This is a genomic window from Myxococcus sp. AM009, from assembly GCF_013372605.1.
Lineage (GTDB): Bacteria > Myxococcota > Myxococcia > Myxococcales > Myxococcaceae > Myxococcus > Myxococcus vastator.
The window spans coordinates 1-16,976 of the sequence record NZ_JABXEP010000164.1; the positions used below are offsets into that span (position 1 = coordinate 1).

Here is a 16,976-nt window from a genome sequence, read left to right on the forward strand (position 1 = left end):
ACGCGTCCCCCAGCGCCTCCGACACCTTGCGCACCAGCACCTCCAGCACCATGGACAGGTCCAGCCCCGCCTCCGCGATGAGGTGGCTGACCTGCACCAGGACGTGGAGCCGCGCCGCGCCGCGCCGGCTCTCCTCCTCCGCCGCGCGGGCCTTGCGGAACAGGTCCGCGTTGTCGATGGCCAGCGCCGCGCGCCCCGCCAGCTCCTCGGCCAGGGACAGGTCCGGGATGTCGAAGGGCGCGGACGTCGCGCTCCGCATGAAGGTGAGCACCCCCAGCGTGCGCTGCCGCGCCACCAGCGGCGTCAGGATGAGCGAGCCCACGCCCAGCTCGCGCGCGGCCGCGTACAGCCGCGCCGCCGCGGTGCTTGTGTCCCCGGGCTCCGCGGTGGGCCGCGCCATCATCCACGGGCGCCCCGAGGCGAGCACCTCCGCCAGCAACGTGGGGCTGCCTTCCTGCGGAGCGAAGCGCAAAAGCTCCAACCCGCGCGGCGCCGACTGCGGGTTCTCATAGAGCACGGCCAGCCGCCGCACCACGCCGTCCTCGTACGAGTCCACCGCGCAGCCATCCGCGAAGTGGCCCAGCGCCAGCCGCGCCACGCCCGCCACCGTCTCCTCCCAGTCCAGCGACGCCGACACGAGCGCGCTCGCATCCGCCAACAGCCGCAGGCGCTGCCCCGCGGCCTCCGCCTGGAGCCGCGCCGCGCGCTCCCGCGCGTACAGCCGCGCGCGCTCCAGCGCCTGGCCGCACTCATGGCCCAGGCCGGTGATGGAGGCCCGCTCCAGCGCGGAGAAGCGCCGAGCCTCCGGGAAGCCGAGGCACAACGTGCCGAAGGTTCGCCCTTCCACGTGCAAGGGCAGCAGCACCAACGCACGCAGCGCCCCCAGCGCGGGCACCACGTCCCGCACCGCGGCCGGCGTCTCCAGCCACACCGGCGCGCCCGGCACGGGCAGCACGTCCCCCGCCGCGGCGGGCGTCTCCAGGCGCACCGGCGCCCCCGCGTCGTGACTCGGCACACCGCTGCTTCGCCAGGGCGGCGCCCGGAGCGCCTCTCGCTGCGCGTTCGTCACCCCCAGCGCGGCCTTCAACGCCAGCGTCCCGTCCGGCGCCACCAGGTGCACCAGCCCCACGGCCGCGCCCACGGCGGGCAGGCCCTGCTCCAGCACCACGCGCGCCACCTCGTCCCCGGACAGCGCACGGCCAAGGGCCTCCGTCACCGCCTGGAAGCGGCACAGCCGCAGCACCTCCGACTCCTCCACCTCCGCCCGAGCGGACAGCACGGACTGGCGCAGCGTCTCCGCCATGCGCTCGCGCTCGAGCGCCAGCGCCGCCAGCTTCACCGAGAGGCCGAAGCGCCGCAGGTCCTCCTCCCGTGGCCGCCACGCCTCGCGGAAGAGCACGCCCAGCACACCGGCGGCGCCCAGGCCGGAGGCGAAGTAGAGCGGCTGGGACAGCAAGGCCGTCGCCCCCAGTCGCCGCAAGGCGTCCGGCTCCGAGGCCAGCAGCGCGTCTTGCGACACGTCCTCCACCACCCGGGGCAGGCGCGGCTCACCCGGCGCGGGCGCCTGGGCCAGCAGCTGCTGCGCGCAGAGGGCGGACGCCTCCGAGTCCACGCCGTGTGTGGTGAGCGTGCTCAAGTCGCCCGTCCCGCCCCACCAGCACAGAAAGGCACCCGAGGCCCCCAGCGTGGCGGACGCCTGGCAAAGCAATTCCTCCAGCACCGCCACCACCGGCGGTGCTGCGGACAGCCGCTCCAGGGCCCGCGACATGCGGTCCACCGCGGCTCCCACGTTTTTTCCGGGCACCTTCATGCCCCACTCCCCCCGGCACGGACGCATGGCTCCCTGCCTCGAAGCCCCATTCTCCCATGTCGGACGAAGCGTGGAAACCGCACAGCGCGTTGCCCTGGAGTACGGGGTTCCCCGTGGGTGCCTCAGTGCTCGAAGACGCGGAAGAAGGCGAAGAAGATTTCCAGCACGATGAGCAGGACGATGACGGCCTCCAGCGTATGGGAGCGGTCGATGTCCACGTCGCCCTTGAGCAGGCCATACGTTTGCGCCAGCAACTGCTGCTTGCGGGTGACGGCGGCCTGCCACGGTGGAATCCGCATGCGGCGCACGGCGCTCTCGTAGACCTTGGCCAGGTAGAAGTCGCCGATGATTTTGAGGCTGTTCTCCACGCGCTCGATGAACTCGTTGAGGTCCACCAACGTGGAGAGCGTCTGCCGGGCCAGGTTGCGGTAGGGGCTGCGGAACAACGTGGCCCAACCGTGCCGCGCGGACTGCACCTTCTCGTGGATGCGGGTGATGTGCGCGTCCAGCCGGTCGTCGTAGTAGCGGAACTCCAGCAACTGCGCGTTGGCAATCTCCAGCAGGTCAGGGATGTCTCTCGAGCCGGATGGCTCGTAGACGAAGGCGCTGTTCCAGTCGATGACGACCAGGTCGTGGATGGTGTAGCTGAAGCGCGACTGGAGCACGGACTCGCTCTCACGCGGGGACAGCGGCACCGTGCCGCTCTCACCCAGGAGCAGCCGGGCCAGGTCCGCGCGTGACATCAACTCCTCCGCGGTGGGATTGCCACGGATGTGCTCGGCGAAGATGACGGTGTAGCTCTCACTCTGCTCCCATAGATGGGGCGCCTGCGCGGCGGGGGCGATGGTGCGGCGCACGCCCTCCACCAGCTCCAACGCCAGGTCCTCCAACGCCTGGCTGTCATAGAGCTCGTCCGCCATGCGCGTGAGCACCTCCAGGGAGGTGCCCGGAACGACTGGCACCTGCAGGATGATGGACACGGCGCCGTGGTCGAACAGGCGCGCGGTGACATCCACCGTGACGGGGCCATCCCGCAGCGCCAGGGGCCGGCGGCCCAGCTCATAGGCCAGCGGCGGGTTGGGCAGCTGGATGTACTGACTGTTCTCCCGTGACAGCCTGAGCCGGCGCGAGTCCTCCGTGAGCACCCGGCGCGCGCGCTCCAGGTCCAGCTCCTCCGCGATGTCGAAGGTGCGGTAGCAGAGGACGTACGCCTTGTCGAAGAGCAGCGGTTCAGCAGCGTCCATGGTGCGTGAAGCCTAACCCGCGCCCATGACAATCCGTGGCCGGCCGCCCTGGCATGCCAGACAGTCGTCATTCCCTCCACGGAGCCGTGCCGGAATGGACGGCCCCAGGAGGCGCAAGGCTGTCTTCGGCCGCGCGGACGCTCAGGGCCGGTGGCGCGGCGGAGGCGGCGCCAGCTCCGTGCGCACGTCCCACAGCTCCGGGAAGAAGCGCAGGTCCAACGCCTTGCGCAGGAAGCCCACCCCCGACGAGCCGCCCGTGCCCTGCTTGAAGCCGATGATGCGCATCACCGTCATCATGTGGCGGTAGCGCCAGAGCTGGAAGCGCTCCTCGGTGTCCACCAGCTTCTCGCACATCTCATACGCGTCCCAGTGCGCCTCGGCGTCCTGGTAGATGCGGCGGAACACCTCCACCACCTCCGGGCTCTTCTCGTAGGGCTTGCGCCAGTCACGCTGCACGTGGCTCTGCGGCACCGGATGTCCCATGCGAGACAGGTGGCGCAGGAACTCATCATACAGGCTGGGGGATTCGAACAGCCGCTCCAGCTCGCCGTGGATTGCGGGGACGTGGCGGAAGGGCGTCAGCGCCTGCGCGTCCTTGTTGCCCAGCAGGAACTCCAGCGCGCGGTACTGGAAGCTCTGGAAGCCAGAGGAGCTGCCCAGCGTGTCGCGGAACTCCAGGTACTCGTTCGGCGTGAGCGTCTCCAACACGCTCCACTGTTCGAAGAGCATCCGCTGGATGTGCGCCACGCGCGCGAAAATCTTGAACGACGGCTCCAGCCGGTCCGCCTGCACGTAACGGATGCAGGCGCCCAGCTCGTGGATGAGCAGCTTCATCCACAGCTCGCTCGTCTGGTGCTGGATGATGAACAACAGCTCGTCATGGTGAGGCGGCTGCGAGCGCGTCACCTGGGCCGACAAGAGCCGGTCGAGCTGCAGATAATCACCGTACGTGGTCCTTCCGGCCAGGTCGGTGATGATTCCAGGCTCCAAATCGCGTTTGTTCATGGGCCCGGGCATTCATGCTCGTGCAAGCCCCCACGGGCAAGTCTCTCCCGCATGGGCGGACCCCGATTCCTCTCCCGACGACAGAGCGGAACGACGGGGGCGCGGTCACTCTCTGCCCGGGCCGGGGCAGCGTGCCGCTGGCTAGCCTGCGTGCCCAGCCTGAGCGGCAGCCGCCAGCGCCTTGGACGCGGCGCGTCCGCGCGGCAGCTTGATGTCGTCCACGCTGTCCGGGTCGGCGTAGTCCTTCCAGTCGCTCGGGCGGCGGTTGGTCTTCTCCAGCATGCGGAGCTTCTGGTAGTGGGCCGCGCAGTAGCCCTTGGTGCGGCTGGGCTTGCCGCAGCCGATGATGGCGCACGCGCGCGAGCCGTCAGCACCCGCCGCCGCCGGCTTGCGGCCACGACGCTTGCCACCCGCGGCCGCGGGAGCCGCCGTCACGGAGCTGCGCGCCGCGGGAGGACGCCCCGGGCCACGACGGACCGCCTTGGCGGACGCGGGAATCTGGGCGCCGAACAGGGGCCCGACGACCTCGGCCAGCGGGGCCAGGCGCTCAGCCACGTTGCGGAGCGCGTCCAGGTCCGCCGTGCCCTCCTCCAGGCGCGCGACCACGTCACGCAGCGGCTTGAGCTGGACCTCGATTTCATTGCGGATCATGTCGCGAAACGCTTTATCCACGGACATTCGTTGAATCCTCACCTGGGGAACGACAAGAGTCATGCAGTACGGGGGGGCTGATGCTCGATGCTTGTGATGCTGCCCATACCCTTACCTTCCAAAAAAGGTTTTGTCTAAAGGAAGAGATAAAAGTTGTGACTGAGCAACGGACCATTCGCCCCGTTGTCGCAGGTCTCACCTGTTTCCCGGCGGCCTCCGGGGCCTAACCGTCCCAGTGCAGGGACTCCAGCAGGGGGGCCTCCCCCGCCACCTGGAACACCTGGGGGCGTGGCAGCAGGTCGTCCCAGGTGGCCGATAAATCACGACGCAGGTCGTCCAGCGACAGGGAATCCAGGGCAATCATGAGCTGGGGCAGTCGTGCATTCTCCTCTTCTTGGAAATGCGCCACCGCCAGGTCTTCCAGTGTCAACAGACGCGCCTGCCACTCGGGATGACCCGAGGGCAGCTCCTCCAGCTCAGCCATCAGCTCGCGCATGGTGAGATGGTCTTCCGTCTGCTCACGGCAAGACTCGCGGCCCTCCACCCGCGCCATCACCGGGTAGAGGCAGCGCTCCTCCAGTCGGGAGTGAAGCCTCAGCAATGTCAGCAACTCCGCCGTCAGTCCCCTCAGCTCATCGGGTTCCACACCCGATGCCAGACGCTCGAGACGCTCTTCCAGTTCCCGATGCTGGTCGATGAGGATGTCGAACGGGCTGCCCATGCCGGAACGTTCGGCATGCACCCGGAAGCAGACAACCTGAGTATGCCTGCAAGCTGGCATTACTCAAACTCCTATGCCCCCCACTGTCGGGGCCGTCACTGTCTCAGGGGCGGCTGGCTGCCCGGCGGCCAGGAGGAAGGCGCCGCCTGCTGGGGGCGCCGCGCATCCCCATGTTTTTCCACCATGGATGCCCCGCTCGCCAGCCTGCGCCGGGCCGTATTCCGCCTCGCCGAACAGGGCGCGGCGCTGTCGGCGCTGTACCACCGGGCGCGGCTGGTGGGCTGCGAGCACCTGCCCGTGAAAGGCCCGGTGCTGCTGGTGGGGAACCACGGCGTCTGGGGTTACGAGACACCGGCCTTCTTTCACCTGCTCCACCATCGCACCGGCCGCTATCCATTGGGCCTGGCGGAGCGGGGGTTCTTCCGCATCCCGTTGATCCGCACGGTGTTGCCCTGGCTGGGCGGCGTGGAGGGGACGCGGGAGAACGCCCTGACGGCGCTGCGGGCGGGCTCGCTGGTCGTCTGCTATCCGGGGGGCGCGTGGGAGACCTTCAAGCGCAGCCAGGGGCGCTACCGGCTGCGCTGGGAGCGGGCGCTGGGCTTCGCGCGGCTGGCGGCCCGCGCCGGGGTGCCGGTGGTGCCCTTCGCCGGCCAGGGGGTGGATGACACCTTCCGGTGGCCCCCGGGCGAGGAGCGCCTGTGCGTGCGCCTGACGGACGATGACAAATACCGGATGCCGTTGGTGCTGGGCCTGGGGCCCCTGCCCTGGCCCGTGCGGCTCACCTTCCACCTGGGGACACCCCACGCCCCGCCGCCTCCGGATGCCAGTGAATCCAGCCTCCGGGCCTTCCGGGACACCGTGGCCGCCAGCGTGCGGCGGCTCCTGACGAGGCATTCCCATGCGTGAAGCCCTGTCATCCCGCCCCGGGAGACACCCCCGAGGCCCGCCGCTCGTCCCGGAGGTGGACGACATCCAGACGGGTTATGCCCACCTCCCCTGTGAACAGCGTCCCGTGCGAGGCGCACCGGTACGCCTGTTCACCTTTCCAGACGGCAACAGGGATGAAGCACGCACCGTGGTGTGTCTTCCGGGGCTGGGGGCCAGTGGCCGCTCCTTCGCGCCCATGGAGCCGCTGGCGGGCGCGCTGAGGCTGCTGATGTGGACGCCGCCCCTGCGCACCCCCGCCACCCACACCCCGCTCTTGTGGAACCTGGCGGTGCTGGACCACGCGGAGTCCCTGCTGCCGGGGCGCTTCGCCCTGCTGGGGTCGTCCTATGGAAGCCTGCTGTCCATGGCCTACGCCCTGGCCCACCCGGAGCGGGTGAAGGCGCTGGTGCTCGTGTCACCGGTGGCCAGCGTGCACCGCAGCCGCCGGCTGGCCCTGACGTTGTCCACCCTGGTGCGCGCGCCCCGGCCCCTGGCGTACCTGCTGGCGCCCACCGTGGCCCGGGTGCTGGGAGGCCGCCGGTTGCCGCCGGAGGGCCGGGCCGAAATCGTGCGCGAGGCCCGGCGGCTGTCCCCGGTGGAGCTGCTGCGCCGGCTGCGGGACATCCTGACCACGAACCTGATGCCCCGGCTCCATGAGCTCCAGGTGCCCACGCTCGTCATCCAGGGCGGCCGGGACTTGCTGGTGCCCCCCCGCGCCGCCCGCGACGTGGCCCGCCACATCCCCGGGGCCCGGCTGGCGCTCATCCGGGGCGCCAGCCACCTGCCCTACATGAGCCACCCCGAGGCCTTCAACACGCTGGCCGGGGACTTCCTCCGGGAGCACCTGGACTGAAGCCGTCACCCACCCACCCACGCCATGACCACCGACACCACCCACCTGTCCCGCTCCGCCCTGCTGTTCCTGGCCCGCCGTCCGGGCCTGGAGGACGCCGCCATGCGCCTGCGCCCCTTCCGGCGGCTGGCCTCGCGCTTCATCGCCGGGGAGACACTGGAGGAGGCCGTGGACGCCGTGAAGGCGCTCTCCGCGCGCGGGCGCATGGCGTCGTTCGACCACCTCAACGAGGCCGTCCAGACGCCCGAGGAGACGCGGGAGGAGGTGCGCCAGTACCAGCGGCTGCTGGCCCGCATCGACCTGGTGGGCGTGCGGGCCAACGTGTCGCTGAAGCTCACCCAGTGCGGGCTGCTGTTCGATGAAGCCCTGGCCCTGGAGAACGCGCGCACGGTGGTGGCCGAGGCCGCGGCCCGCGACTCCTTCGTGCGCATCGACATGGAGGACAGCTCGGTGACCCAGGTGACGCTGGACATCGTGCGTCAGCTCCGCGCGGAGTTCGGCGAGCCCCACGTCGGCGCCGTGCTGCAGAGCGCCTTGCGGCGCACGGAGCAGGACGCGAAGGCGCTGTGCGCACAGCGCATCCGCGTTCGTCTGTGCAAGGGCGCCTATCTGGAGAAGCCCGACGTGGCCTTCCCAGACAAGCGGGACGTGGATGCCAGCTTCGTTCGCACCCTGCGGGTGCTGCTCGACAGCGGCGTGTATCACGGCATCGCCACGCACGATGAACGGATGATTGAAGCGGCACTGGACCACGCGGCGAAGCACGGACTGCCGCGCGGCGCCTTCGAGTTCCAGATGCTGTACGGCATCCGCAGGGACTTGCAGGAGCGACTCGTGAGGGAGGGTCACCCGGTGCGCGTCTACGTGCCGTACGGACGGCACTGGTACCCGTACCTCATGCGCCGGCTGGCCGAGCGCCCCGCCAATCTGGGCTTCCTGCTGCGCAACCTGGTACGTGGGTAGGGAGCGGTACGCGCCTCCCCGCATGCCGTGCGGGGCCCGCCCGCGGCCCGCATGCGGGTGAAACATGCGGATGAAACACCAGACCGCGCGCCCTCTTGGAGACACGCGCGTCAGGACCCACGCCCAGCGCGTTCGGACCGGCCCTCATGGACAGTCATGTCCGGCAACCCCATACCGGGGCCGGTTCGCGCATCGCGGCATTCCCTGCTCATGCCTCATGTCTCGTCGCATGGCGCCGATGCGTCGCGAGCGAGCGGCTGCCCGCGCCTCCGCCACCCACGGGGCCCGTGGACGGCTCGCCGCGCCGAGTGCCCCCGGAGGGACACGCCACGGGGGACGTCCCTAGCTTTCCCGCATGGCGCTGCCCATCGAAGCCCATGCCCTCATTGGAGACACGCACAGCGCCGCGCTGGTGGCGAATGACGGCGCCATCGACTGGCTGTGCTGGCCACGCTTCGACTCGGACGCGTGCTTCGCGGCGCTGCTGGGTGAGCAGCGGCATGGCTTCTGGCGCATCGCCCCCACCGTGCCCGTGCGGCGCGTCCACCGCCGCTACGTGCGCGACACGCTGGTGCTGGAGACGGAGTTCCACACCGACACCGGCATCGTGCGCCTGTGCGACTTCATGCCGCTGCGCGAGGACACGCCGCAGTTGATTCGCATCGTGGAGGCCCGCACCGGACAGGTGCCGCTCCAACTGGAGTTCGCCCCCTGCTTCGGCTACGGCGACCGCACGCCCTGGGCCCGCCTGATTCCGGGCGGCGTGAGCACCAAGGCGGGCCCGGACGCGCTCTACCTGTCCACGGAGCTGCCGCTGCGTTTGGAGCACAGCCACGTGCTCGCGGACTTCTGCGTGCCGGAAGGACAGCGCCGGGCCTTCGTCCTGTCCTGGCATCCCTCCCACCTGCCTCCGCCCCGGCAGCCGCCGGACCCGCTCCGCATGCGCGAGGACACGGAGCGGTGGTGGCGCGCCTGGGCGTCCCGCTGCATCCACGAGAGCCCCTGGCGCGCCCAGGTGATGCGCTCGCTCATCACCCTCAAGGCGCTCACCTACTCCCCCACGGGCGGCGTGGTCGCCGCGCCCACCACGTCCCTGCCGGAGCGGATGGGCGGCGTGCGCAACTGGGACTACCGCTACTGCTGGCTGCGCGATGCCACGCTGACGCTGCTGACCCTGTTGGACGCCGGCTACACCCAGGAAGCCCAGGCCTGGCGGAACTGGCTGCTGCGCGCGGTGGCCGGAGAGCCCGACGAGCTGCAAATCCTCTACGGCGTGGCCGGAGAGCGCCGCGTCACCGAGCTGGAGCTGCCCTGGCTGCCGGGCTTCGCGGGCTCGCGCCCGGTGCGCATCGGCAACGCCGCCGTGGGCCAGCTCCAGTTGGATGTCTTCGGTGAGGTTGCCGACTGCCTCTACCACGCGCTCCGCCACGGCGTCTGTTCGGACGCCGAGGCCTGGGACGTGAGCGTGCACCTGCTGCGCTTCGTGGAGCGCAACTGGGACCAGCCCGACGAGGGCATCTGGGAGGTGCGCGGCGGGCGCCAGCAGTTCACCCACTCCAAGGTCATGGCCTGGGTGGCCATGGACCGGATGGTGAAGACGGCGAACCTGCGCGGCATGCGCGGCGCGCAGGTGGAGCACTGGAAGGCGCTGCGCGCGCAGATGCACGCGGACATCTGCGCGCGAGGCTACGACGCCCGCCGCAACACCTTCACCCAGGCCTTTGGCGGCCAGGCCCTGGACGCCAGCCTGCTGTTGATTCCCATCGTTGGGTTCCTCCCGCCCGACGACGTCCGCGTGCGCGGCACCGTGGCGGCCGTCCGCCGCGAGCTGTGCCACGACGGACTGGTGCGCCGCTACCACACGCACGAGACCCGGGACGGCCTCCCCCCGGGAGAAGGCGTCTTCCTGGCGTGCAGCTTCTGGCTGGCGGACGCGCTGGCGCTGTTGGGCCACGAGGGCGAGGCGCGCGCGCTGTTCGAGCGCCTGCTGGGCCTGTGCAACGACGTGGGCCTGCTGTCCGAGGAGTACGACCCGGTGGCCCGCAGGATGGTGGGCAACTTCCCGCAGGCCTTCAGCCACCTCGCGCTGGTGGGCACCGCGCTGAACCTGTCGCGCGAGGGCGGCCCCGGTCAGCAGCGGAGCCACTGACGGTGGCCCGGGCCATTGCCTGGAAATGAAGCGGGCCCCCACACGGCCGCGCCCGCTGGGGACGCGGCCGGGCGGAGACTAGAAGTAGCCGCCGATGGTGGAGGCGACGCTGAAGTTCACCTCCACGTCACCGCCCAGGCCGAAGGCCAGGCGCGGGCCACCGCCCACGAAGAAGTGCGGCGTCACGTGGAAGAGGAAGGGCGCGTAGCCTTCCAGGATGACGGTGACGTCGGCGGGGAGGGTCTGGTTGGCGAAGGGCAGGATGTCATCGCCGATGTACAGCGACACCTGGCCCTTGGGCCACACGGAGATGCGCTCGGAGAGCGGGATGTTGTAGCCGACGCGCGCGTTCAGGCCGAATGCGGCAATCGTGTCACCGCTGCCAAAGAGCGCGCGGACCTGGAGGCCGCTACCGACGGACAGGTTCTTCTTGAGGAAGTAGTCCGCGCCGGGCTCCAGGAAGATGTAGCCCACGCCGCTGCCCTGCGTGGAGTAGCCCAGGCTCGCGGAGGCATCCGTGCTGATGACGAACTGCCCCTCCGAACCGAAGCTCCCCGACGACTCCTGCGCGCCGGCGCTCACCGACATCATGACGCCCGCCACCGCGGCCAGGTTCTTCCAGCTGTCTGCCTTCATGAGACGTCCCTCCGTTGCGTAGGCCCGGTGCACATGTCCGGGCGCTCGGCGACCACTTCTAACCAATGGGCGCGGAGGAACATCATTTATTTCGTCATGGTTGTGAACAGTCGCGTCGATGTCCCGCGGCGGGTCAGTGGTCCCAGGACAGCGTGTACTCGCTGTCCAGCAGGGACGTCTGTCCGCCGCGCACCTGGATGTCCTGGGCGCCCACGGCCAGCAGCGCGCCTTCAAGCATGCCTTCGTTGTAGGCCACGGGGGTGAAGATGCGGCGCATGTGGATGCGGCCCGAGCGCGGGCCCGTCCACGCCACCTGGAGCTCTCCGAAGTTGATGGCCATGCGGTAGGCCTCGGGGAGCATCTCCACGAGGCGCTTGGGCTCGCCGCCCACCTGCTGCCGGACCTCGGCGCCGAACATGGAGTTGATGAAGGCCAGCGTGCCCTGGACGCCAATCTGCCGCATGGCCTCCTCCACGCCGCCGAGCTGCGGCGCCAGCAGCCGGGCCGCGGAGAAGAACACGCGCATGAAGGGCGGGACGGGGTAGAACTCGGTGGTGTCCAGGTCGGCGGGGTAGTCACCGCCCCGCTGGATGGGCGCCACCGCCTGCTCACCGCCGAGGAAGCGCACCGTGTCGAGGACGGCGGCGAAGTGCATGCCGCGAATCCCCTCGGACGCCTCCACGAGCGCGAGCCGCGAGCTCAGCTCGCGCTCCACATCCTCTGGCGTGTCCCACTTGCCGCGCTCCATGCCGACCTCCCGTCGGAGAACGCGCGGGATGCTGGCACAGCTTGGTCACCCACGCGAACTCCGGGCGGCCTCGGTGCGAGGCGTCCCACCTGTCACGTCCGGTGCGCGACGCGACTCAGCGCGCGGGCTCGACGGCCGGCTCGGCCGCTTCGCGGCGCAGGCGCGCTTCGAAGACGAAGGTGCCGAAGGGGAGCAGCGACGCGATGACGCCGCCCACCACGCGCACGAAGGACCAGCGGCAGGTGATGGCCATCTCCATGAGCGCGAAGAGGTAGAGCACGAAGAGCAGGCCGTGGACCCAGCCGGTGAACTTCACCGCCTGCGGCATGCCCAGGGCGTACTTCAACGGCATGGCGATGAAGAAGAGCGCGATGACAGACAGGCCCTCCGCGAGGGCGATGGCACGGAAACGTCCGAGAGGGGTCTTCGACATGTGGTTCTCCCCCGCCTGTTTCCCACTCCCGGGCGCCGTGGTCCATGAGTCATGGTGACGCAGGGGGTGCTGCCTGGTTGGCTGCTCGGGGCGCGTGGTACGTTGCCGTGCCGGGGGAGGCACCATGAAGCATGGCTACCGCGAGGGCTGCCTGGTCTTGATGGCGCTGGGCATCGCTTGTTCGAGCGGGCGCAGCTACTACACCCATACCGAGGTGGCCAGACTCGGAGGCGAGGACGCACTCCCCATCGCGCCAGGGCCATGGCCGCGGGTACCTGCGGTGCTCTCGGATTCGGCCAACGTTCCGGGAGTATTGCGTCGCCCTCTACCGAACGCAGGAGGACTGGCGGGTCTCCTGGCCACTGCGAAACGTGGGGAATGTATCCGGCAGCTGCCAGCCTCCGTGGGGAGGCGTCGATGATGCTGATTTCGGAAGAGACCTCCCCATCTTCGGATATGCGCACAACCATCCCTGTGGCTCTGGCGTCAGTAGCCAGGACCTGTCGGTCTGGCCTCTTGCGAAATCCGGAGAGGGGGTTTGGGTCATGGTCTCCAGTAGCGCCCAAGGTGCCACATGCTGAGCCCTCACCACTTCATCGTGCTCGTCTCACTGCTCGCGGACGGCGGAGCCCGTCCCGCCCCCGCCGGTGACGCTGGAACGGACGCGGGGACACCTTCGCCCCGCTCCGCTCTTCCGGCTCCAGTGAATACCGACGCAGGCACGTCGGCCACCATCCCCTGGCCCGAGACAGAGTTGGAGCCGCTTGGAACACTGGACGGCCCAGCGGTCCTGGCCGCGCACGCAGCGCTTCAAGCGGTCATGAAGCGCTTTCCGAAGACCGCCACGAAGTCGTGTGCCTTCTCACCGCGCGCCTTGGAGTTCGTCGTTGGCTACCAGGCCGGGTGGTACTTCGTCCGGGTCAACCGCAGGGTCGAAAAGTGCCCGGAGTTCGGCCCAGGTGTGACCCTCGAATACGACTGGTTCGAGCTGTATGCCGTCTCCCCAGAGGGACACGTGGAGCGGTACCCTCACATGCCTTGAGCCCTCACCCCCGCCACGACGGCAGCGCCACGCCGTAGCGCGCCAGGTCCTCGGGGGTGTTCACATTCGCCAGGGCTTGGAGTGACGGCTCCACCGCGCGCAGCACGGCCTCGGACAACAGCCCCTTGGGTACGCCAGACAAGCGTCGGCCCTGCCCTCCCGCGAAGATGGCCAGCGCCACCTCCGGAAACTCCGTGTGGATCCGCTCCATGCCCGTGCCCTGTGCGCGCTCCACGTCATAGGCTGCGGCGCATCCATGTCCCTCACGCCCCTCGACTCCGCCCGGCTGGCTGCGCTCGACGCCATCGCCCGGGCGGCGCCCGGAGGGGTCTTCAGCATGAGGTTCTCCCCCGCCTGTTTCTCCCCCCGGCCGCCGCGGTCCATGAGTCATGGTGACGCAGGGGGGGCTGCCTGGTTGGCTGCTCGGGACTGATCGCGCAGCGCAGATGAACTGAGCGACGGCGCCGCCGCAGCGGGCGTGTCCTCCGTGGCGTGTCGTCCATGGGCTGCGCGCGCGGATGTCCAGCCATCACCTCCGTGTCGGACTTCATGCTGAACGGACCACGCGGCCATCTCAGGGGGCCCCTCGCGGCGGGGAGACCGGAGTCGCTCCCGTAGCTCGCTGTTCGGAAATGTCGGGGGTTTTGGCGCCACAAAAGTCCCGACATTTCCGAACAGCTACCACCGGGCTGCGCGCCCGACCCACAGGAATGAAACGCCGTAGCCTGCTCGTGGCGTAGGCACAGAGGTTGGCGCGTCATGGGTGCAGGTGAGCCCGTCGAACAGTTGGGCCCGGAGCCTGGTGCGCCCCCGAATCCATGCTCACGGCCGCCCACCACCTGCCGCGCCAGGACCTTCCCTACAAGGACGTGGGCGCCGACTCCTTCGAGCGCTCCAGCAAGGCGCAGCGCGCCACAAGCGGCGACTACGCCCAACAGCCACCGGCTGCTCGCTTCATCCGCACGCCGCTATGAGTCGTGGCGGGGTGCCCGTCAGTACGCGGGCAGCGCTTGGAAGGTGATGCCCTCCAGGTCCAGACGGCGCACCGCCTCCATGAAGCGCTCCGTGCCGACAATCATCGTGGAGAAGTTCCCGACCCGGAACAGGTCCAGGTCCGTGGGGAGGGAGGCTGCGTCGAGGATGAGCGCGTCCGGCCGTGTCAGTCCCCAGTGGCCACAGGTCACGCACGGTGGCGGCTCATCGGGCGGGATGCAGTCCGGATGCAGCCTGCCGTGGGGCGGAATCTGAAGCTCCAGCAGTTCTGGCCCATCCTTCTGCCGGAAGCGCAGTTGCGTCAGGCAGGCCTGGAGGCCTCGGACGCCCTCGGAGTGCAGCCGCGACAGGGCGTCGCGCTGCACGAGCAGCTTCTGCCCCCCTACCCAGGCAATGGGACCGAATGCGCCCCTGGCACGTCCGACCAAGGGGCCAAAGCCCGTACCGGGCGGCAGTTCGGCGTCGGGAGGAACCAGCGGCCTGACCAGCTCACGAAGGCGCACGAATTCAGGGAAGGGCTCGGGTCTGGGACGCGCGAACTCGTTGCGCGCTGGCAGTTGAGCCAGGTCGATGCACGGATACTCATGTCCCGTATTGGCCCATGTCTCGCCGCAGGTGCCGCAGCTCACACCGGGGAGCGACAGCTTGTGCCAGGCGTTGATTTCTCCTCCGTACTTCGCCGCCGCGACCTTGTCCTCTTGCATCCAGAAGAAACGGCTCATCCGTCCTCACGCTCCCGGGCGCGAATAGAGTAGGGCTGAATCGGGCCACCCATGAGTTGGAAGCGATGAATGAGCTCCCTCGCGAACTTGTAGATGTCCGTGGGACGGGCGCTCGGCTTCGCCGTCTTGAAGTCGCGCCAGGCCTGGTTCCACGCGCCACCGCGTCCGTCTCCACCATGAATGCGCCGGTGGACGTCACGCGGAATCGGCATGGTGTAGTCGTGGATCTTGACGCCTCGAACCGCGAACCGCATCGAGAGGTCTTCTGCCTGGGGGAAGATGTGGTGCTTCTCCCAGCGCCCGGGTGTGAGTTGGCGTGATGGCGGGATGAGTTGCTCGGGCGCGCCGTTCCAGTTGGGGAAGACCATGACGGCTCCCCGAGGAAGCTGATGCCCACCTCCCCAGTGCCTCCGAGGCCCTCTGCCGGGTGCGGCTGCCGCAGCAGGCGGACGCGCGGGAGGAAAGCGCGCCAGTGACACCGCACCGGAAATGTCCTCACAGCGGTAGAAGCCGCATTCGCCCCCGAGGCACAGCAGCGTGACGCACCTGTCTTCATCGGCCGAGCGGCACTCTGTTTCCGCATCAGCCCCTGCGCTTTGGTGGGGCGCATTCGCAACCGTGGCGCAACCGCTCCAGAGCAAGGCAAGCGCCAGAAGCCATACGCGCGGAAAGATTCGCACAGCCTGTCAGTATAGCCCTGGATGTTCCCAATCCATTTCCTGAACGCCTTCTCTGGGGCGACTCCCTTCACCCCCGCCACGACGGCAGCGCCACGCCGTAGCGCGCCAGGTCATCGGGGGTGTTCACATTCGCCAGGGACCGCAGGGACGGATCCACCGCGCGCAAGGTGTCCTCGGACAACAGCCGCGCGCGCACGCCGGACAGCAGCTCCCGCATCGACGGATCCGCCGCCAGCGCCTCACCCCACGCGGGCACGAGCGCCGACCGGTACACCGCGAGCAACGGCTCCAGCCTGCCCCCCACCTCGAAGCACACCGCGTCCACGCCGGCGTCCCGCGCGCCCAGCAACACCCGCAGGACCTCCGTCGTGATGAACGGCATGTCGCACGCCACCACCACCACCCACGGCGTGCGCGCCGCCCCCAGCGCCGCATGGACACCACCGGGCGCGCCCTTCCCTGGCACCACGTCCGCCACCGTGCGCAGCCCGAAGCGCGCGTAGGGCCCGGGCACGTTCGCCACCAGCAAGACGTCCTCGAAACACGGGGCCAGCGCCAGCAGCCGCTCCAGCACCGTGCGCCCCTCCACTTCCAACAACCCCTTGGGCACCCCAGACAGGCGCCGGCCCTGTCCTCCCGCGAGGATGGCCAGCGTCACCTCCGAAAACTCCGTGTGGCTCCGCTCCATGCCCGTGCCCCGTGCGCGCGCCCGCCGCGGCCACCTTACCTTTCCGCCCACGCACGCCCCCAGAGGAAGAAAGCGGACGAAGCGTCCCTTGCCCCCGTGGACACGGCGCGCGCTCCACGTCATAGGCTGCGGCGCCTCCATGCCCCTCACGCCCCTCGACTCCGCCCGGCTGGCCGCGCTCGACGCCATCGCCCCGGCGGCGCCCGAGCGCGTGCCGCTCCTCGATGCCCAGGGCCGGTTCCTCGCCACCCCCGTCACCGCTTCCCGCTCGCTGCCCGGCTGTGACAACTCCGCCATGGACGGCTGGGCCGTGCGCGCCGAGGAGACCCAGGGCGCCTCCCGCGACCGGCCCGCGCGGCTGCGCGTCACCAGCACCGTCTTCGCTGGCGCCCTCCCGTCCACGCCCCTCCAGCCCGGAGAGGCCGCGCGCGTCTTCACCGGCGCGCCCCTGCCCGCCGGCGCCGACGCGGTCGTCCGACAGGAGGCCGCGCGCGCCACCGAGGACGGCGCCTGCGTGGACGTCTTCATCACCGTGCCGCCCGGCAACGACCTCCGCCGCGCCGGAGAGGAGGTCCTCACCGGCACCCCGCTGTTCGACGCGGGCCAGCGCGTGGGCGCCGCGGTACTCGGCGTGCTCGCGTCCATGGGCGCCACGGACGTCTGGGTGCGCCCCGCGCCGCGCGTCGCCGTGCTCGCCACCGGCGATGAGCT

The 16,976-nt window shown here is 70.0% G+C and carries 16 protein-coding genes and 2 pseudogenes; 6 read left to right on the top strand and 12 right to left on the bottom strand.

Going from position 1 to position 16,976, the window contains the following annotated elements; all coding sequences use genetic code 11:
* The 5 genes from HV824_RS29635 to HV824_RS29655 all read right to left on the bottom strand — a co-directional run.
* Positions 1–1,810 (bottom strand): GAF domain-containing protein (locus HV824_RS29635; RefSeq protein ID WP_255208441.1); only part of this gene is annotated, 1,810 nt, incomplete at its 3' end.
* A gap of 122 nt (positions 1,811–1,932) precedes the next feature.
* Positions 1,933–3,054 (bottom strand): hypothetical protein, encoded by a 1,122-nt coding sequence (locus tag HV824_RS29640; RefSeq protein ID WP_176421137.1) that lies wholly within the window; start codon positions 3,052–3,054, stop codon positions 1,933–1,935.
* A gap of 141 nt (positions 3,055–3,195) precedes the next feature.
* On the bottom strand, positions 3,196–4,071 hold the full coding sequence (locus tag HV824_RS29645; RefSeq protein ID WP_176421136.1) for a tryptophan 2,3-dioxygenase: 876 nt from the start codon (positions 4,069–4,071) through the stop codon (positions 3,196–3,198).
* 129 nt (positions 4,072–4,200) lie between these two features.
* A complete protein-coding gene (locus HV824_RS29650; RefSeq protein ID WP_176421135.1) occupies positions 4,201–4,737 on the bottom strand; it encodes a cell wall protein in 537 nt (178 codons plus the stop codon).
* A 196-nt stretch (positions 4,738–4,933) separates the two neighbouring features.
* The gene (locus tag HV824_RS29655) at positions 4,934–5,491 is read right to left on the bottom strand and encodes a hemerythrin domain-containing protein (protein WP_176421134.1); all 558 of its coding nucleotides are present in this window, start codon (positions 5,489–5,491) and stop codon (positions 4,934–4,936) included.
* 123 nt (positions 5,492–5,614) lie between these two features.
* On the opposite strand from HV824_RS29655, the gene HV824_RS29660 reads away from it, so the two are divergent.
* The 4 genes from HV824_RS29660 (at position 5,615) to HV824_RS29675 (ending at position 10,323) form a co-directional block, all read left to right on the top strand.
* The gene (locus HV824_RS29660) at positions 5,615–6,337 is read left to right on the top strand and encodes a lysophospholipid acyltransferase family protein (RefSeq protein ID WP_176421133.1); all 723 of its coding nucleotides are present in this window, start codon (positions 5,615–5,617) and stop codon (positions 6,335–6,337) included.
* Positions 6,330–7,211, top strand: a complete 882-nt coding sequence (locus HV824_RS29665) for an alpha/beta fold hydrolase (protein WP_176421132.1) — start codon at positions 6,330–6,332, stop codon at positions 7,209–7,211. The genes HV824_RS29660 and HV824_RS29665 overlap by 8 nt, the downstream gene beginning before the upstream one ends.
* Positions 7,212–7,235: 24 nt before the next feature.
* Positions 7,236–8,174, top strand: a complete 939-nt coding sequence (locus HV824_RS29670) for a proline dehydrogenase family protein (protein WP_176424779.1) — start codon at positions 7,236–7,238, stop codon at positions 8,172–8,174.
* A 355-nt stretch (positions 8,175–8,529) separates the two neighbouring features.
* Positions 8,530–10,323, top strand: a complete 1,794-nt coding sequence (locus HV824_RS29675; protein ID WP_176421130.1) for a glycoside hydrolase family 15 protein — start codon at positions 8,530–8,532, stop codon at positions 10,321–10,323.
* A gap of 78 nt (positions 10,324–10,401) precedes the next feature.
* Here HV824_RS29675 and HV824_RS29680 read toward each other — a convergent pair whose 3' ends face one another.
* From HV824_RS29680 to HV824_RS29695, 4 genes are all read right to left on the bottom strand, one after another.
* Complete coding sequence (locus HV824_RS29680) at positions 10,402–10,959, bottom strand: hypothetical protein (protein ID WP_176421129.1); 558 nt, start codon at positions 10,957–10,959, stop codon at positions 10,402–10,404.
* A 133-nt stretch (positions 10,960–11,092) separates the two neighbouring features.
* Positions 11,093–11,707 carry a DUF2378 family protein gene (locus HV824_RS29685; RefSeq protein WP_176421128.1) on the bottom strand — a complete coding sequence of 205 codons (615 nt, stop codon included), beginning with the start codon at positions 11,705–11,707 and terminating at the stop codon, positions 11,093–11,095.
* Between the two features lie 115 nt (positions 11,708–11,822).
* A complete protein-coding gene (locus HV824_RS29690; RefSeq protein ID WP_176421127.1) occupies positions 11,823–12,140 on the bottom strand; it encodes a DUF3817 domain-containing protein in 318 nt (105 codons plus the stop codon).
* A gap of 1,046 nt (positions 12,141–13,186) precedes the next feature.
* Complete coding sequence (locus tag HV824_RS29695; RefSeq protein ID WP_255208442.1) at positions 13,187–13,393, bottom strand: hypothetical protein; 207 nt, start codon at positions 13,391–13,393, stop codon at positions 13,187–13,189.
* Between the two features lie 607 nt (positions 13,394–14,000).
* Between HV824_RS29695 and HV824_RS29700 the strand changes: the two genes are divergently transcribed.
* Positions 14,001–14,156, top strand: coding sequence for a hypothetical protein (locus tag HV824_RS29700; protein ID WP_176421126.1), 156 nt, complete (start codon positions 14,001–14,003; stop codon positions 14,154–14,156).
* Positions 14,157–14,174: 18 nt separating this feature from the next.
* Here HV824_RS29700 and HV824_RS29705 read toward each other — a convergent pair whose 3' ends face one another.
* The 3 genes and pseudogenes from HV824_RS29705 to HV824_RS29715 form a co-directional block, all read right to left on the bottom strand.
* On the bottom strand, positions 14,175–14,897 hold the full coding sequence (locus HV824_RS29705; protein ID WP_176424780.1) for a double-CXXCG motif protein: 723 nt from the start codon (positions 14,895–14,897) through the stop codon (positions 14,175–14,177).
* A 6-nt stretch (positions 14,898–14,903) separates the two neighbouring features.
* A pseudogene (locus HV824_RS29710) lies at positions 14,904–15,577 on the bottom strand (TIGR02269 family lipoprotein).
* Between the two features lie 67 nt (positions 15,578–15,644).
* Complete coding sequence (locus HV824_RS29715; protein ID WP_176424782.1) at positions 15,645–16,265, bottom strand: molybdenum cofactor guanylyltransferase; 621 nt, start codon at positions 16,263–16,265, stop codon at positions 15,645–15,647.
* A gap of 139 nt (positions 16,266–16,404) precedes the next feature.
* On the opposite strand from HV824_RS29715, the pseudogene HV824_RS29720 reads away from it, so the two are divergent.
* Positions 16,405–16,976 (top strand): annotated as a pseudogene (locus HV824_RS29720) (molybdopterin molybdenumtransferase MoeA); the annotation flags it as partial.

Excerpts from the sequence above, each read along its gene's own strand:
- HV824_RS29640 (WP_176421137.1), bottom strand. The coding sequence starts at position 3,054 with ATGGACGCTGCTGAACCGCTGCTCTTCGACAAGGCGTACGTCCTCTGC.
- HV824_RS29645 (WP_176421136.1), bottom strand. The coding sequence starts at position 4,071 with ATGCCCGGGCCCATGAACAAACGCGATTTGGAGCCTGGAATCATCACC.
- HV824_RS29650 (WP_176421135.1), bottom strand. The coding sequence starts at position 4,737 with ATGTCCGTGGATAAAGCGTTTCGCGACATGATCCGCAATGAAATCGAG.
- HV824_RS29655 (WP_176421134.1), bottom strand. The coding sequence starts at position 5,491 with ATGCCAGCTTGCAGGCATACTCAGGTTGTCTGCTTCCGGGTGCATGCC.
- HV824_RS29660 (WP_176421133.1), top strand. The coding sequence starts at position 5,615 with ATGGATGCCCCGCTCGCCAGCCTGCGCCGGGCCGTATTCCGCCTCGCC.
- HV824_RS29665 (WP_176421132.1), top strand. The coding sequence starts at position 6,330 with ATGCGTGAAGCCCTGTCATCCCGCCCCGGGAGACACCCCCGAGGCCCG.
- HV824_RS29670 (WP_176424779.1), top strand. The coding sequence starts at position 7,236 with ATGACCACCGACACCACCCACCTGTCCCGCTCCGCCCTGCTGTTCCTG.
- HV824_RS29675 (WP_176421130.1), top strand. The coding sequence starts at position 8,530 with ATGGCGCTGCCCATCGAAGCCCATGCCCTCATTGGAGACACGCACAGC.
- HV824_RS29680 (WP_176421129.1), bottom strand. The coding sequence starts at position 10,959 with ATGAAGGCAGACAGCTGGAAGAACCTGGCCGCGGTGGCGGGCGTCATG.
- HV824_RS29685 (WP_176421128.1), bottom strand. The coding sequence starts at position 11,707 with ATGGAGCGCGGCAAGTGGGACACGCCAGAGGATGTGGAGCGCGAGCTG.
- HV824_RS29690 (WP_176421127.1), bottom strand. The coding sequence starts at position 12,140 with ATGTCGAAGACCCCTCTCGGACGTTTCCGTGCCATCGCCCTCGCGGAG.
- HV824_RS29695 (WP_255208442.1), bottom strand. The coding sequence starts at position 13,393 with ATGGAGCGGATCCACACGGAGTTTCCGGAGGTGGCGCTGGCCATCTTC.
- HV824_RS29700 (WP_176421126.1), top strand. The coding sequence starts at position 14,001 with ATGCTCACGGCCGCCCACCACCTGCCGCGCCAGGACCTTCCCTACAAG.
- HV824_RS29705 (WP_176424780.1), bottom strand. The coding sequence starts at position 14,897 with ATGAGCCGTTTCTTCTGGATGCAAGAGGACAAGGTCGCGGCGGCGAAG.
- HV824_RS29715 (WP_176424782.1), bottom strand. The coding sequence starts at position 16,265 with ATGGAGCGGAGCCACACGGAGTTTTCGGAGGTGACGCTGGCCATCCTC.